This window comes from Salinimonas sediminis (genome assembly GCF_003429285.1).
GTDB lineage: Bacteria > Pseudomonadota > Gammaproteobacteria > Enterobacterales > Alteromonadaceae > Alteromonas > Alteromonas indica.
The window spans coordinates 1,460,958-1,477,588 of the sequence record NZ_CP031769.1 but is presented as its reverse complement, the minus strand read 5'-3'; the positions used below and the strand labels follow the sequence as shown (position 1 = coordinate 1,477,588).

Here is a 16,631-nt window from a genome sequence, read left to right as displayed (position 1 = left end):
ATGACGAAAAATAAAGGGTATGCAACTGCAAACCCAAATAAGCAACCAACACCGCCAACTTTCGCAGACTGCGAGTAAAAGTAAGGCTTCAATCTTCTTTGACTCTTAATTGCTCGAATTTGCAAAACACTTTTCCTAGGATGTATAACGCCTCAATAACCGGCGCAGCTTTGCTGCGTCCGGTGTCATAGGCGCGTAGTTGATTGACTTGTTATGCGCATGATTGCCATACCGAAGCCACAGTATTTTCTGATGTTCTTACTTGCTGCTTTTCGACTAGGCCTCTTTGCTCTAACTGCATTAAGTAGTGCTTGGCGGTATTCATTGATAGACCAAAGTTCTCAGAAACATCTCTCAATCTTGATGGATTATCTTTCAAAAAGGAAAGCACCTCTTTCTGGCGCTCCGAAATGGTCTCTTTGGCTATTGTTTTTGAAATAGTCCTCTTTGCCTTATTGACCTCTTCTTCAGTAAGACGGGCACCTTGCCGATTAATTTCGTTAAAGACAGCTTCAAGTTGGTCAGTAACCTTCTCCTTAAGGTTGTTAGCCTCCAGGTAATGACTCTGATCGTCATAATCGCTTGGTGCATAGAGAACATTATTCTTGAAATAAAGAACAAAAAAGAAAAGAAGAACGATGCCCGCAGGAAAGGCCATTACGAAATATACAAAGACTTCTTGGATTTCTAATGGTAACTGGACCAAAGCAACAGTAGCAAGCGTCTCTGCTACACCTGAGAATATTGCGATAATTGTCAGTGGGTTACTTACTTTCATTAATATTAATTCTCTCGATGGTCCTAATCTGTATAAAATTTTAAATAAAGGGCAAAAACACTGTGCCAAGCTCTTTGCGGCACCGCGTTTTTGTGCCAGCGCGCCCCTGCGCGCGTTTTAATTTTATTGTTATGTGTATTTAACACTATCTTCAAACCCAGGAGCCCAACTGACACTCTTCGCGGAAATTGTTAGTACCAAGGTACTTTTCAATTGAGTCCAGTATGGCTTGGTTGATGTGTCATACTTTAAAATTTGATATTCCCTTCCACATGTTTCCAGTTCACGCAGGGACATTGATTCGGATCTACGTCCCACGGGATTTTAGACCGGCGAACTAACTCTAACAATGCATCGTCGAAGGAGTCATATTCCCCCTTGGGCTTCAGCATGTTTCTCATCTTCAATTAAATACTTAATCATCTGAATACACATGACACACAAATCAGGGGCGCTAAAACGTGTGCTAAAATAGGAACGAAGTGACGCAGCCCACGTGTTAGCGTCCCAGCGAGCGAAGCAAGTGCCTTGATTTGATTGCTATACGCCGCAGGCTAATAGGACAAACGCCATTAAAATTGTAAACCTGCGTTACTGCATCGGAATCTTGCTGACCATGACGAAGCTGGCAGTGCACTTCAGTTACATCAATCCAAAAACCATGAATAGCTTAGAGCAATCGTTCTTTATAAGACTCAACCTGTCCAAGTTGCGTCATGCATAGCGCTGCTCACTGATAGCAGGTCGTGCGATGTACCGACATAGCCGTTCCAGTTTCTCAGATTCGTGGCTGTCAGCAGACACCCCAGCATGTAAGCTAAAACCGCCTATTTGAGCTAAATGACCATAGTTATCTTCGTCTTTTGGGGCAAGGTTTGCAAGGCAAATACTTTTTGCCCTTATCTGGCCCTACAGCAATGCGGTAACTGACTGAAGCTGCTTGCAAGGGCAGTAAAAAATCTTCATCATCCATGGGTAAATCGAGAAACGTGTTATCCATATCACGTTGAATTAATCCTCGCTTCTCCAAATAGGCCGCAATATGATGGCTAATGGTATGAACGAGCGCTTTCATATCATTTTAACTGATGTGTATTTGATTTTATAGAGTAGTTAATTATTCATCGGAGGAATAATGATAGGTAATTTTTTAAAGAGTTTTGGACTTAACTCTTTTACTAAGCAGGAAAGCCAATTTGATGACTTGTTGTTATCGATTGAGCAGTATGCACTTTCCACTGAAAAATACATATGTGCAGGACAAGAGTTATCTTTTGCAAATAGTTCTGACTATCAACAATTAAAAAAACTCAATTCAGCTGATAAGCTTGAAGTGCTGCATGTTTTAGTGCAAAAGATTAGTTCCACTGAATTTTTTGATGACTTAGGTTTTAAATCTTACCTAGTAGATATTCATTTATTAAGTAAGCTATTGAGGTTCCGATTACAGTTTCCCTCTGGTTACTCTTTTTTAGGCCTTTTTAATCAACTCTATAAACCGAATAAATGTTATGCTCTTGAACTAACGATACCCGATCGCCCCTTTGGTCATTTTGTTAAGCAAATCGAAAGTCATGTGAAACTGCATGGTCTAGATCCTACTACTAGTGCTGATATTAATGCGTTAATTTCACACCCCACGCTAAGCCAATATACAGTCCAAGGAATAGGTAAAGAATATTGGGGCCCTGATATTGGCAAAGCAATGAATAAGTTAGAAACATTATTGTTTTTACATGATAAACAATTAACACCACCCTATGTGCTCGATGGCGGTGCGCTAGCTTCAATATTAAACAAGTCGTTAGCAGAATTAAATTTTCAAGAGCAAAATAAATGGCATGTGATATTCAATCACCTATCTACTGCTAGTGCATCAAAACCCAATAAATCTTTTATGCAAGCGGCTGAATTAATCATTGCACAAATTGGTAATGATAGGTATCAAGCTCAGGTGCTAGAATGGATTACTGCTATTGCAAAGTTAAAGGTGCCAGTTGAAGCTGGCTCAGCGTTTATTGAGCAACAGTATGTTGATTTATTAAAAGGCATGCTGTGGACATTAAGTCTTTATCAAGACCCAAAAACCTTGCAAGCTGTTGATGAATTAGTAGTGGTTTGTTTTAAGAAAATTATTGGCAAAGGTGCCGCCGCGCCAAGTGTTGGCAACGCAGGTATCTATGTACTAGCTCAGGCAGATGGGGTAACCGGAATTAAGCATTTGTCAAAACTGAAGTTAAACATTCGTCAAAATAATACGCATAAACTTATTCAAAAATATATCGAAAAGAAAGCCACTAGTGTGGGTATGAGTACAGCACAAATAGAAGAGTTATCTGTACCCACATTTGGCCTGGTGAATGGAAAACTGAATATCGATTTTGCTCAGTATCAATTAACTATTGCTATATCTAATGTTGGCAAGCTTGAAACTCACTGGCTGACAGCCAAGGGTAGAATACAAAAAACAGTACCCGAGAGAGTTAAAAATAACGATATATTTATTGAAAAACTCAAGGTCGTTCGAGCCCTTTGTAAACAGATCAAGCAAACCCTCAGCGTACAAAAAAATCGTTTGGATAGATTGTATAGTGAAAATATGCAATGGACTTTATCATCATTTACCAAAACCTATTTGGAGCATGGTTTGTTATCTCAGATTGCCAATAAAATCATTTGGAAAGTCGATGATAATCCAGCTATGTTTGTAGCGAATACTTGGCAGGATGTTCAAGGTCAAACTGTTGAATTTAGTCAGGATGCTAAAGTGCAGCTTTGGCATCCTCTATACTCAGACAATAGTATTGTTACAGCTTGGCAAAAACAACTAGCAAAAATGCAAATACAGCAGCCCTTTAAACAGGTGTATCGAGAAGTTTATCATGTTACTGAGCCTGATATATCTGGTCAGTTATCTTCTAATCGGTTAGCAACACATATTCTCAAACAGCACCAACTGCAGACGCTGGCAATAGCAAAAGGTTGGAGTTTTAAGTTGCTTACGGCAATGGGGGATAGAACTGGTCGAGGAGAAGTAACAAAAACCTTTGCTGAATATAACTTAACGGTAAAGTTTTTTGTAAACGAACCCACCACTAGCGGAGTCGCTATTAACGAATCCTGGATTTGGCAATATGTCGTCACTGATGATATTCAATTTTTTAATGAAAATGCTGAATGTGTCAATTTAAAGACTGTTCCTGCCATTTTAATTTCTGAAGTATTTAGAGATATGAATTTTTTTGTGGATGTTGCCAGTATTGCTTCTGAACCATTATGGACAGATGATAAGGCTGAAAAATTACAGGGCTACAAAGACTATTGGCACTTGTATTCATTTGGCAAATTAACAAACATGGCTAAATCAAGAAAAGCTATGCTAGAAAACTTATTGCCGCACTTAACTTTATCTAGCCACTTTGCTATTGAGGGTAATTTCTTAGTCATTCAAGGAAAAATGCACAGTTATAAAATACATATTGGTAGTGCACAAATTTTAAATAAATCAAATGATCAAGTTTTGTATTTTGAGCCTAGAAAAATCGCTCTTAAATTTAAGAGAAATACTGATTCTCTGTTAGACATGGACAGTATGAGTTTAGCTATTTTATCGAAAGCTTATGCATTAGTGGATGATGATAAAATAAAATTCCCTAGTTTTCTAAACCAACTTTCTGAGTTCTAGAAGAGATACTTTCATGACCCAGTTTGACCATATAAGTTGACGATTTAGTGAGTGTATTTTTCTTGTATCTACGCAACTAGCAATGGAGCATTCTCGCGCTGGGGTAAAATTGAGTTAGTTACGAATTGTTACGCACTTTTTATAAAACGATGTGTAGTGGCAGACTAAACCCGAACACAATTTTAAGTGGTAGCATTACACTTAATATCGAGGTGTTCAATGAGAAGACAAAGACGGTCATTCAGTCCGGAATTTAAACATGATGCAGCCAGCTTGGTGCTCGATCAGGGCCACAGCATGGCTGAAGCTGGTCGCGCAGTAGATGTGCATGAAAATACGTTGAGAAAGTGGGTTCAGCAGCTTGAGGCTGAACGCGGCGGTAGCACGCCGAAATCCAAAGCTCTGACGCCAGATCAGCAACGTATTCAGGAGCTTGAAGCTCGCGTGAATAGGCTGGAACGAGAAAAGGCCATATTAAAAAGGCTACAGCACTCTTAATGTCCGACTTATTTGAAGTGGATTTCAACATTTATTCACTTTCACGGGAAACGTCACCCTTCATCAATGGGTGATAATGAAGTGGAACAATACCTTGAACATTTGGCGCTGAATGCAAATGTGTCACCGCGCACGCAAGCCACTGCGTTAAACTCGCTATCGTTTCTGTATAAGCACATTATCAAGAATGAACTGTCTCTTAATTTGAATTTTGCCAGAAGTAAACGTCAACCCAAACTGCCCATTGTTATGACGCAGGATGAAGTGAAGCTGCTTATGTCAGGATTGAACAAACGTTACTATCTTATTGCTGGCTTGATGTATGGCAGTGGCCTAAGAAGCATGGAAGCTGTGCAACTTCGCGTGCAAGATATCGACTTCGATTATAAGTGTTTAAGGGTCTGGAATGGTAAAGGAAAAAAACATCGAGTCGTAACTTTGGCAACGGAGCTAATTCCATTACTTAGAAATCAAATAGCGCAGGTTGATGAATACCTGAGACTTGATATTCAAAAATGAGCAATACGCCGGCGTTTGGATGCCTCATGCGCTAGCCAAAAAATATCCTTCAGCAAATAAGTCGCTCGCTTGGCAGTTCTTGTTCCCCTCTCATAAACTTAGCGCAGATCCAGAAACTGGTGAAATAAGAAGGCATCATTTTCATCCTACTTGCGTTCGTAAAGCGGTCAAACAAGCGGTGTTGGTGTCGGGTTTGACAAAACCAATCACGCCTCATACTTTAAGGCACTCCTTTGCCACCCATTTACTACAATCTGGCGCAGATATCCGGACGGTTCAAGCCCAACTGGGGCACTCAGATGTAAAAACAACTTAAATTTATACTCATGTTCTTCAGCAAGGCGCAAATGGCGTAGTAAGTCCTTGAGCCGTTTATCTTGATGGTGTTTTAACACTATTGACTGCTTTGGCACCGAAAGCTGCTACTAAATTTATAACGAACGTACTACCGTTTTACGTTAAATGATGGAATTAAAAACTCAATGCGCCGACGACCGGTTTACGTACACAGCGGAAGTCAGAAGCGAAGTTGCTAAGCGTTCACTACTGGCACTTAGTGAACTATCAGGCTCAATCAAACTTGGTATTGAAAAATGTCAGATGGCATGGTGTCTAACCCACTTACTATGCTCAAAATTCGTGGCCCACCGTGTGTTTCCGTTTTGGCCTTCGCAATACCGTAGCGCATACATTTTTTGCGCCCGATTGGATGCAATCAGTGTCTGAGCACCTAAGGTACACTATGCCCGGCGCTCACCAACGGTAACCATTCATCCACCGGTACCGGCCGCGCTAAATGAAACCCTTGTAAAATGTTACAGCCTCGGCTTACCAGGTAGTGCAGTTGAATATCGTTTTCAATTCCTTCGGCAACGGTACTGACATTCATAGCAACGGCCATATCCAAAATGGTATTTACAATGGGCACTTCCTGCTGATCGAAGTTTATTTCATCCACAAAATACCGGTCAATTTTAAGCTCGCTGATGGGAAGTTCTTTAAGATAACTTAAGCTGGAATAACCCGTCCCGAAATCGTCTATAGAAAACGAAAAGCCAATCGTGGCGAGCATTTCCATCCGTTCGCGCACAATTGAAATACTGGATACCAACGTGGTTTCTGTTATTTCAAGTTGTAACTGGTTAGGTCTGACTTGCCACTTTTCCACCATGGCCACCAGCTTTTCTGCAAAATCAGGGCGCACGATGTGCCGACCGCTGATATTAATCGCGATACGGGTATCTACTCCACTGTTTTGACAATGCGCTAAGATACGGCACGCTTCATCAATCACCCAATAGCCGATGTCGACAATGGCATCACTTTGTTCTGCAATGGGAATAAATTCGCCCGGCGTGATCATACCCAGATTAGGCTGAACCCAGCGCAGTAACGCTTCTGAGCAAACAATCTGGTGATCGCGGTTATACTGCGGCTGTAAAACTAAAAAGAACTCGTTATTCTCCAACGCCTGGGTAAAGGCTTGGCTAATAAAGTTATGCCTTTCGTAGTCCGAAAACGCCCGCCTATCAAATGCTACTTTGCCTGAAAGGCCTTGCTTTTTCGCACTATTGCGGCCAAATTCCAGAATTCCCACCACCTTCTCGTAGGTGGCTTTCTCGCCTTCTATCAGCGCTGACGATAAAGACGCGGTGATGGCCTGAGAGTGACCATCTAATGGAATATTGGTTAGCACGCCGTGCTGCAACTCCCACTCGGCTTCATTTAACAGCTCTTCCACCGCTTTGTCGTGGCCGTCAAAACACGCCTGATACAGAACAAAAAACCGGTCGGCCTGTCCGCGGTATATGGTAAACAAAGGCCCAACCCGCTGCGCCACCCGCTGAGCTAAAATTCGCAGTATGTAGTCGGCAATCTCTTTACCGTACATCAGGTTGTATTGAGAAAACTTATCGATATCAAGCATCACACAAAATATATCTTTGCGTGCTTCACGCGCCTGCTCAATAAGTTTACGCACATCATGCTCAAAGGATTTGATGTTTGGCAAATTGGTTACATCATCAAAAAAGGCCATGCGATAAATGCTATCCGAGGCCAGTTTACGCTCAGTGATGTCTTTGATAATAACCACAAACTGCCGATAGCCATCCTGCACCATCTCTGAAACGGCCAGTTCAATGGGAAAATCATGCATGTCAGCATGGACCGCATATAATTGGGTACCTTTGGTAATCAAACCATCCAGCCGGGACACGGCGGTGGCAATATCTTTGCAGCAAAACACGGAAGGCAGAATGTCGGTAATATCTGACCCGATAAGCGCGTCAATGTCGTAGCCAAAAATAGTTTGTACCGCGTTATTGGCGGTAATAATGGTGCCCTGATTGTCTACCGTGAGTACGGCGTCATTCAGCTTGTCGAGGATAGTACGCAAATACAATGTAAAATTATGCTCAGTGTCGGACAATCTGCGCTGTTCCGAGACATCCACAATAGTGCCAACTACCCGCCCGGCTTCCCCGCCCTCCATGTAGCGAGCAGTCAGCCTAGCCCACCGCTGCTTGCCGCGGGCAGTAAAATAAGGCAATTCGTGTTTACGAGGTTGTTTATCGAAACTAACCTGCGACACCATGGTTTTAATTTGTAGCCGGGATGATGATGGAAAGCTGGCCAACGAGCGACTGACACCTAATGAATGACCATACTGCAGGCCAAACAGGCGATATGTTTGGGCTGACCACTCAATAATATTAGTAGCGATATCAAATTCCCAGCCGCCGGTACGCGCTACCATGCTTACCTCTTCCAGCATGGCAATTTTATCCATCAGATGGGTTTCACATTCGGCGGTGAGTACTGAACTTTCCAGGCTAATAATTTCCCCGGCCAGGGATAACTGATTTTCCAATATAGGATCAATGGTATCGCCTACATGCTTTAGCAACAGTAAGAACGACTGATTGGTGTCCATGGTGGCGTATCGCCGGCAGAACCAGGTAACCTGCGGTTCTTCTTGCCCGAGGGGGTCAGCAGCGTTGGCGGATGCTGATGCGGGCGCTTCCGTCAGCGTTAAAAGTGACGCCTTTTGGTGCAACGCCTGATAGATAAACTGTGCTAATCGCTCGCGCAAGGAAGAAGGGAACGCGGGAGGGTAACGAGAAATGATTTCAGCAGGATTGTCAGTACTGGCCATCGCTAACCAGCATCCTTTAACCGCTGGATGCATACTAACCGAACTGATAATAAGGTCTGCGCGGGCAGTACCCTGTTTATTTTTTCGTACCGTCAGCCCCGGACTAGGTGTCACTAGGCTATCTCCTTTTATGCCAAGTGCCGGTGCACACTATGCTTAATTACCGTAAGCATTATCTCATCGCTTTGTTCACGGTGTCTGATGGAAAGCAGCATAGCCTGTTTGTTCATCGACGTAATAAAACTGGGACCAACTAACCAAAAATAAAGGTTATTATCTTTATACTTTATAAATTGTTACTTTGATCAGGGTAAATATCTTAAAAAACCTATATATAGCCTGTATCTGGTCCCATTATAGTATGAGGTGATGCCGTTATAGGGGCACCATACCTCCTCATACTAAACCCTAGTCTATAGTTGGCAGGAGTGCAATGCGCTCATTCTGGCATGATAGGAGCAACGCGCGTAAAGCAGAAAATAACTGGCAAAAAAGCCGGCTTAATCTGCTTTATAGTCGTCATGACAGGACTTACAGGTGCCCCCAAGTTGGCCTATTGCTTTGCGGTAAGCTGCCTCGTCACCACTTGTGGCCACACTTTGCAGATTAGCCGCAGCAGCTTTCAAATCGCCAATTTTACTTTCCACATCACTATAGTTATCCCACAGCGTGTCTTTGGCTTCGGTATCCACGTCAAACTTTCGAGTATCTACCTTCAGATAGTCAGATAGCATATCTGCCAACTGCTCCATTCGCATGCCATTGGTTTGCATCGTTTGGGTATCATACGGAATGGCCCCTTTGGCCATACCGCCCAGCGGAGCCATGTTGCTTTTCAATAGCTCGAAAATGGCTTCACGGTATTCTACATAGGCTTCGGCATGTTTTTCAGATTGGGCGGGCTGCGGGGTGGCCGCGCTAATCGGGCCGCTAAGTAAGATAGTACTTCCGAGTATCGCAAGCGTAGCAAGCTTTTTCATAGGGTATTTCTCCGGTCTGTGAAGATAACGTGGTGAACATAAGTAAAACAACCTGTCCTATTTATGCATAAATTTTAAGCGCTGCCCAGCACCTTTACGGTTATAAAACGCCACAACGAACTTGCTTATATAAAACGAACGTGGCGGAAATATAGTTTGAACAGGCCAAAAAAAACCCTCCGACTGGAGGGTTTTGACTGTATTTAGTTGGTCAGGTCATCAAAGAACTTTTTCACACCGTCAAAGAAACCTTGTTCCTTTGGCCGATGCTTACCTGTTTCTTCACCCATTGAGTCGTTTAACTCTTTGAGCAAGTCTTTTTGCCGGGAGGACAGATTGACCGGGGTTTCTACAACCACTTTACACATCAAGTCTCCCACCATGCCGGTGCGAACCGATTTCACGCCCTTGCCACGAAGGCGGAACATCCGCCCCGTTTGGGTTTCCGGCGCAACTTTTAATTTAACCTTACCGTCTAGCGTGGGTACCTGTAACTCGCCACCCAAGGCCGCTGTAGTAAAGCTTAACGGAACCTCGCAAAACAGGTTATTGCCATCGCGCGAGAAGATGTCGTGCTGCTTAACATGCACCTGCACGTATAAATCGCCCGCTGGGGCGCCTGCTTCGCCAGCTTCACCTTCACCAGCCAATCGGATACGATCGCCGGTATCTACGCCTGACGGTATTTTAACTGACAATGTTTTGGTTTTTTCTACGCGGCCCTGACCACGGCATCCTGTGCAGGGATCAGTAATAATTTTGCCGCGTCCTGAACAGGTAGGACAGGTTTGTTGAACGGCGAAAAAGCCTTGGCGCATCTGGACCTGGCCGTTGCCATGACAGGTAGGACAGGTCTTGGGCGAGGTGCCCTTTTTCGCCCCCGAACCATCACACTTTTCACACTCAACCAGGGTGGGTACACGGATTTCAACATCTTTGCCACGAACCGCTTCTTCCAAAGATAATTCAAGGTTATAGCGTAAATCTGCACCCTGGCGTGCACGTGACTGCCGCCCGCGGCCGCCGCCACCAAAAATATCACCAAACACATCGCCAAAGATGTCACCGAAATCAGCGTTTCCACCGAAACCTGCCCCACCACGGTTAGGGTCGACGCCTGCATGGCCATACTGGTCATATGCAGCACGTTTTTGCTCGTCGGTCAGGATCTCATAGGCTTCCTGAATTTCCTTGAACTTATCCTCTAGCGCTTTATCGCCCTGAGTGCGATCGGGGTGATATTTCATGGCCAGCTTTTTGTACGCTTTTTTAATATCGCGTGCATCCGCGTCGCGGCCAACCCCTAGCACTTCGTAGTAGTCACGTTTCGACATATCGCTTACTTTTCCTACTCGTTACCTCAAGTGCCGGCTTGAACCAACACTCAAATAGTCTTGTAAATCAGTGTGTTGTTGTAACAGTTATAACACAACAAAGGCGCAACAAGACTAACCCTGCTGCGCCTGCACTGTTTCGTTAAACCGGCCATCAGGGCCGGTCAACCGGACGACAGCTTACTTTTTCTCGTCGTCTTTTACTTCTTCAAACTCGGCATCCACAACATCGTCTTGCGACTGACCTTGCGCTTGCTCACCACCGGCGTCTGCAGCACCCTGGCTAGCTTGCTGTTGAGCCTGAGCCGCTTCCATCAACTTGCTGGATTTTTCCATCAACTGTTGTGTTTTAGCTTCAATCTCGTCTTTGTCTTCGCCTTTCAGAGCGGTTTCCAGCTCGGCCAGCGCTTCTTCGATAGGCGCTTTATCTTCAGCACTAAGTGCATCGCCAACTTCATCCAATTGCTTACGCGTAGTATGCACCATCGCATCAGCTTGGTTGCGCGCCTGAATCAGTTCTTCAAACTTCTTATCGGCGTCTTTATTGGCTTCAGCGTCTGCCACCATTTTTTCGACTTCTTCATCGCTCAAACCAGAAGAGGCTTTAATGGTAATCTTCTGCTCTTTACCCGTATCTTTATCTTTCGCAGATACATGCAAAATACCGTCAGCATCGATGTCGAAAGTAACTTCAATCTGCGGCACACCACGTGCTGCCGGACGAATACCTTCAAGGTTAAACTGACCCAGCGACTTGTTCGCAGACGCTTGCTTACGCTCACCCTGGATAACATGCACGGTCACTGCAGACTGGTTATCTTCAGCGGTTGAGAATGTTTGCGATTTCTTAGTAGGAATCGTCGTGTTTTTCTCAATCAGGTGCGTCGTTACGCCGCCCATAGTTTCGATACCCAGTGACAGTGGCGACACGTCCAGCAACAGTACATCTTTTACGTCACCGGCCAGTACACCACCTTGAATTGCAGCGCCTACGGCAACCGCTTCATCTGGGTTAACATCTTTACGCGGTTCTTTACCAAAGAACTCAGTCACGTATTTTTGTACCAACGGCATACGGGTTTGACCGCCGACCAAAATGATATCCTGAATATCGCTTACTGACAGGTCAGCATCGGCTAACGCTTTCTTAACAGGCTCAAGGGTTTCTTTCACCATGTCTTCTACCAATGATTCCAGCTTGGCGCGGGTAACTTTGATAGCAAGGTGCTTAGGACCTGACGCATCTGCTGTGATGTACGGCAAGTTAACTTCTGTTTGCTGCGCTGAAGACAGTTCAATCTTGGCTTTTTCACCAGCTTCTTTCAAACGCTGCATTGCCAGCGGATCTTTACGCAGGTTGATGCCTTGGTCTTTATGGAACTCATCTACCAGGTACGTGATCATACGGTTATCGAAATCTTCACCACCTAGGTGAGTATCACCATTGGTCGCCAGTACTTCGAAGGTATGCTCGCCATCAACGGCATCAATCTCGATAATAGAGATATCGAAAGTACCACCACCTAAGTCATAGACCGCAACAACATTGTCGCCTTTTTTCTTGTCCATGCCATAGGCCAGGGCCGCAGCAGTTGGCTCGTTGATAATACGTTTAACTTCAAGACCGGCAATCCGACCAGCATCTTTTGTAGCCTGACGCTGTGAATCGTTGAAATAAGCAGGAACCGTAATAACCGCGCCCGTTACTTCTTCACCCAGAAAATCTTCTGCGGTCTTTTTCATCTTTTTCAGCACTTCAGCAGAGATTTGCGGCGGCGCCATTTTTTCGCCTTTCGCTTCTACCCATGCATCGCCGTTATCAGCTTTAGCAATTTTGTACGGCATGATATCGATATCACGCTGTACTTCTTTGTCTTCAAAACGACGACCAATCAAACGCTTGATGGCGAATAAGGTATTTTCCGGGTTGGTAACAGCCTGACGCTTAGCTGACTGACCGACCAGTGTTTCACCGTCGTTTGTATAAGCAATAATGGAAGGCGTGGTGCGATCGCCCTCGGCGTTTTCAATTACGCGTGCTTTGTCGCCGTCTAAAACCGCGACACATGAATTTGTTGTACCTAAGTCGATACCAATGATTTTACCCATTACGTGTCTCCGCTAAATCTTGTTAATTTCTGCACTTTTAGTGGGGTTATTCCCCGCACTTTTCAATAGTTATTTGCAAAAAACAATGTTGCTAAAAATCTTATGCCTGAGTATCTACGCCACCACTTGGGGCTCTTGATACCATAACCATCGCTGGACGAATCAACCGACCGTTCAGCTCGTAACCTTTTTGCATCACCGCCATTACCGTATTTGGCTCGTGGTCTGCACTTTCCTGCATCGACATTGCCTGATGCATTTCCGGGTTAAATGGCTGGCCTTGTGGATCTATGGGACTCATCCCAAATTTTTCAATTGTGCTAAGGAAAGATTTTTGGGTCATTTCAACCCCTTCCAGCAACGGTTTAACCGCTTCATTGCTGCTGTCACCCGCTTCCAGAGCACGTTCCAGGTTATCTACTACTGGCAGTAGTTCCCCGGCAAAACGTTCAAGCGCAAACTTACGCGCTTTCTCCACTTCGGCCTCGGCACGGCGCCGCGCATTTTCCATATCAGCACGTGCGCGCAGCACACTTTCCTGCTGTTCATTAATTTTGGCCTGAGCTTCTGATAATGCAGTTTCCAGCTCGTAGATGCGTTGTTGCGCATCATCGCTTTGCGTTGCTTCTTCTTCGCTCAACACTTCACCTTCGTGAACAGGAACCTGCTGCGCATCATCCTGCATTTGTTGCTCAACCACTTCAGCTTCTTGCTGCTGCGCCTGATCATCGCGCTTTTCGCTCATGCCTACCTCCAACTAATATTTTAGGGTAATTTTTCACTACCCCATCAATAAGGTCTATCAACCGTTTTTCCAGTCCCGCGCCAAAAAAAAGTTTGCTCTGGCTGAATTCGCCAGCGGCCTCGGGAACCTTGACTGGAGCTAGTAATGGGGTTGCTTGGAAAGGGTTCAAGGGTAACCGCACAAAATTTGTGGATGTTGACCTATTATTTATTGTATGTCGCTACTGCTAAGCACCTTGTCAGCACAAGGCCTTGCCCCGGCGAGGGCTGCTTTGTGGGGCAAAATGAGGATTGAACACAGCCGGACTTAGGCTGAGCGCGGCGGTTTACGGCAACGCCGGCCCGAAGCTGTCACGGCAGCGATAAAGCAGCACCTTGTTAGCGGCCCGGCTCTTTTGCTGCTATGGAGTACCTTTATGCCGGTACATGTATGCAGGGAAGAATATCATTTGTCGCCCCGGGATCAGAACCGATAACCAATCGTTAACTGCAGGGTTCGCGGCTCGCCATAATAACCTACCAAAGTAGTGTCATTACCAAGGCCTGGAGCAAATGAGCCATCCTCATTACGTTGCACAAATTCATAGCCGCCGGTTAAATATACTTCGTCAGAGATATTTTTCAGATGTAGTCCACCATACCAGTTCAGTTCGGGGCTTTCCCAACTGATACTCATATCAGCAACACCGAAACCAGGTTGGGACAACACATCGCTGGTTTCAAAAATCAGATAGTCATCTCGATAATAGTAATTGGCATTAAAGGTAAAAAAGCCGAGTTGCGTATCCAGGGTATACTGAGCCGCAAGATTGACGGTCTGTTCTGGTGAATGCGCCTGCCCCACCAGCGGTGGCGTAGCCAGATTCTCCTTAATCGTAAAGTTGAGCAAACCGTAGGTCAGGTAAAGCGATAGACCAGGGGTTACGGCATAAGTAATTTCAGTTTCCAGCCCGCTTCCCCGGGTTTTTGCGGCATTACGTAATTGTTGTTGCAGTGCGGTGAGATTATCAGAGGTACCATCAAAACCAAGATACTGGCGGTCTGAATGGATATATGTAAATGCTGAAGCATTAATCCTCAGTGTGTCGGTAATATCACTTTTCACCCCTAGCTCTACCGAGTCGACCACTTCAGGCTCGACGCCTGGCTCATTGGTGGTGGCGCGCTGATTAAAAGTGCCTGACTTAAAGCCTTGCGCATAACTGACGTAATACATGGTGTAGGGCGAGTAATGATAGGTCAGCCCTAATTTGGGGGTGAAGCGCTGCCAGCTTTGGCGAGTACTGGCATCCGGTTTGCCGTCGTTGTCAGTATCAGCGCCCAACACCTGGTTGAGAGGCATATCAGCCGGGCGTTGATAACCCGGTATCCAGCCCGACTGTGGATATAATATAAACGGCACGATGTCGTTAAATACCGAGGCCTCTCGGTGCTCATCGGTGTAGCGGGCGCCCATCGACAAAGTCCAGTTGCCGGATAATGTATAATCAAGGTGAGCGTACCCTGCCCAGCTGCGGCTGTTGTTGCATCCAGCAACTTGTGATGTGACCCCCGAAGTGGTGGCCTCAAGCACGCCCTGGCTGGCTAAATCGCGGCCCAGCACGCCTAAAATACCATCAAATACGCCGCAAGCATCACCGTCATAAAAGTACACGCCGCCGACCCACTGAAAGGCGGTTTTATCGACATTAAGCTGAATCTCATGGGTATGGTTTTTATCATCGTAAACAGCCGGCACGTCCAGAATATCCATCGCCGTGCTGTCGATATCGATATTGGTTTGTGAGTAGCTCGTGCGTCGCGAACCAATATATTTCATCTGAATATCTGCATCTGGTGCATAGAGTACTCGCCAGCTACTGCCTTCCGTTTCGACTTGGTTACGGGTCGGCAGACTGGTGCTGGCATCAAATACTGAGGCTGGCGCCATGACGTCAAACCGGGTACTGGGAAGTAACCGAAAACCGCCCCGGGCATTGGAATTATCTTGCGTCTCGTCCCACGCTAACCGGATAAATAACTGCTCAAAAGGATGTAGTTCCAGAGTCAGGCGGGCTATTTGTACATCTTTGTTGTAATTTTCCAGGTTTTGGTCAGCCAGCGAGGTAGCCAGGTACTGTCCATAGCCATCGCGCTGAAGATTGGCAAACGCCACTGCGATAAACATCGTATCGTCAATCAATGGGTACTGGCCTGACAGCCGAAAATCAGCCTGATCATACGCACCTAAGGTACCTTCAACCGTTAACCCCGGATCGCCAGTTAAGGCTTTGGTAACATATCGGATAGCCCCACCAATTGTATTCTTGCCATACAAGGTGCCCTGGGGGCCGCGCAAAATCTCGATACGTTCTGTATCCAGCAAATTCAATAAAGCGCCTTGCGGGCGGGCCAGATAAACATCATCTACATACACCCCCACGCCTGATTCATAGCCCCACAGCGGGTCTAGCTGGCCCAGCCCGCGTATAAATGCAGTCAGGGTGGAATTAGTGCCTCGGCTACTGAGTAAACTGGTGTTGGGGGAATAACGGGCAACCTCGGTTAAGGTGGTCACACCTTTTTCGGCCAGGTCTGCGCCCCCCGCAACACTCAACGATATGGGCACCTGCTGAAGGGTTTCTGCTTTTTTGCGCGCGGTCACCTCAATGTGGCCTAGCTGAGCCTGTTTCAGCTGGCTTTGCTGGCTGCTGGCTGGTTGTTCGGCAAAGCTATCAGGGGCGCATAGCCCTACCAGCAGCAAAATGCCCAACTGGCGCGGGCGAGTTAATCGGCTGAGCATTGAGAACGGGTCAGTCATAATAGTCCTTCAGGCACGGGGATTACG

General features: G+C 45.6%; 9 protein-coding genes and 3 pseudogenes. 3 read left to right on the top strand and 9 right to left on the bottom strand.

The annotated features are described in order from the left end of the window. Window positions 1–211: 211 nt before the first annotated feature. The 3 genes and pseudogenes from D0Y50_RS06670 to D0Y50_RS19720 all read right to left on the bottom strand — a co-directional run bounded on the left by D0Y50_RS06670 (window position 212) and on the right by D0Y50_RS19720 (window position 1,853). Window positions 212–778 carry a FaeA/PapI family transcriptional regulator gene (locus D0Y50_RS06670; protein WP_117316080.1) on the bottom strand — a complete coding sequence of 189 codons (567 nt, stop codon included), beginning with the start codon at window positions 776–778 and terminating at the stop codon, window positions 212–214. 723 nt (window positions 779–1,501) lie between these two features. Then, window positions 1,502–1,609, bottom strand: a pseudogene (locus D0Y50_RS19725) (transposase); the annotation flags it as partial. A 19-nt stretch (window positions 1,610–1,628) separates the two neighbouring features. Next, on the bottom strand, window positions 1,629–1,853 hold the full coding sequence (locus tag D0Y50_RS19720; protein WP_232366469.1) for a hypothetical protein: 225 nt from the start codon (window positions 1,851–1,853) through the stop codon (window positions 1,629–1,631). Between the two features lie 60 nt (window positions 1,854–1,913). On the opposite strand from D0Y50_RS19720, the gene D0Y50_RS06660 reads away from it, so the two are divergent. The 3 genes and pseudogenes from D0Y50_RS06660 to D0Y50_RS06650 all read left to right on the top strand — a co-directional run. Next, a complete protein-coding gene (locus D0Y50_RS06660; RefSeq protein WP_117316078.1) occupies window positions 1,914–4,463 on the top strand; it encodes a DUF4132 domain-containing protein in 2,550 nt (849 codons plus the stop codon). Between the two features lie 219 nt (window positions 4,464–4,682). Further along, window positions 4,683–4,946, top strand: a pseudogene (locus D0Y50_RS06655) (transposase); the annotation flags it as partial. A gap of 81 nt (window positions 4,947–5,027) precedes the next feature. After that, window positions 5,028–5,793, top strand: a pseudogene (locus D0Y50_RS06650) (integron integrase); the annotation flags it as partial. Between the two features lie 417 nt (window positions 5,794–6,210). On the opposite strand, the gene D0Y50_RS06645 reads toward D0Y50_RS06650, so the two are convergent. The 6 genes from D0Y50_RS06645 to D0Y50_RS06620 all read right to left on the bottom strand — a co-directional run bounded on the left by D0Y50_RS06645 (window position 6,211) and on the right by D0Y50_RS06620 (window position 16,604). Then, window positions 6,211–8,751, bottom strand: coding sequence for a sensor domain-containing protein (locus D0Y50_RS06645; protein WP_117316076.1), 2,541 nt, complete (start codon window positions 8,749–8,751; stop codon window positions 6,211–6,213). A 386-nt stretch (window positions 8,752–9,137) separates the two neighbouring features. Beyond that, window positions 9,138–9,617, bottom strand: coding sequence for a c-type cytochrome (locus tag D0Y50_RS06640; RefSeq protein ID WP_117316074.1), 480 nt, complete (start codon window positions 9,615–9,617; stop codon window positions 9,138–9,140). 203 nt (window positions 9,618–9,820) lie between these two features. Then, a complete protein-coding gene (gene dnaJ / locus D0Y50_RS06635; protein WP_108568471.1) occupies window positions 9,821–10,951 on the bottom strand; it encodes a molecular chaperone DnaJ in 1,131 nt (376 codons plus the stop codon). A 180-nt stretch (window positions 10,952–11,131) separates the two neighbouring features. Then, window positions 11,132–13,060, bottom strand: coding sequence for a molecular chaperone DnaK (dnaK, locus tag D0Y50_RS06630; protein ID WP_108568472.1), 1,929 nt, complete (start codon window positions 13,058–13,060; stop codon window positions 11,132–11,134). 100 nt (window positions 13,061–13,160) lie between these two features. After that, window positions 13,161–13,805, bottom strand: a complete 645-nt coding sequence (grpE, locus tag D0Y50_RS06625) for a nucleotide exchange factor GrpE (RefSeq protein ID WP_108568473.1) — start codon at window positions 13,803–13,805, stop codon at window positions 13,161–13,163. Between the two features lie 462 nt (window positions 13,806–14,267). After that, window positions 14,268–16,604, bottom strand: a complete 2,337-nt coding sequence (locus tag D0Y50_RS06620; protein WP_117316072.1) for a TonB-dependent receptor — start codon at window positions 16,602–16,604, stop codon at window positions 14,268–14,270. Window positions 16,605–16,631 lie beyond the last annotated feature (27 nt).

Coding starts and splice junctions, on each gene's coding strand:
- D0Y50_RS06670 (WP_117316080.1), bottom strand. CDS start 778: ATGAAAGTAAGTAACCCACTGACAATTATCGCAATATTCTCAGGTGTA.
- D0Y50_RS19720 (WP_232366469.1), bottom strand. CDS start 1,853: ATGAAAGCGCTCGTTCATACCATTAGCCATCATATTGCGGCCTATTTG.
- D0Y50_RS06660 (WP_117316078.1), top strand. CDS start 1,914: ATGATAGGTAATTTTTTAAAGAGTTTTGGACTTAACTCTTTTACTAAG.
- D0Y50_RS06640 (WP_117316074.1), bottom strand. CDS start 9,617: ATGAAAAAGCTTGCTACGCTTGCGATACTCGGAAGTACTATCTTACTT.
- dnaJ (WP_108568471.1), bottom strand. CDS start 10,951: ATGTCGAAACGTGACTACTACGAAGTGCTAGGGGTTGGCCGCGACGCG.
- dnaK (WP_108568472.1), bottom strand. CDS start 13,060: ATGGGTAAAATCATTGGTATCGACTTAGGTACAACAAATTCATGTGTC.
- grpE (WP_108568473.1), bottom strand. CDS start 13,805: ATGAGCGAAAAGCGCGATGATCAGGCGCAGCAGCAAGAAGCTGAAGTG.
- D0Y50_RS06620 (WP_117316072.1), bottom strand. CDS start 16,604: ATGACTGACCCGTTCTCAATGCTCAGCCGATTAACTCGCCCGCGCCAG.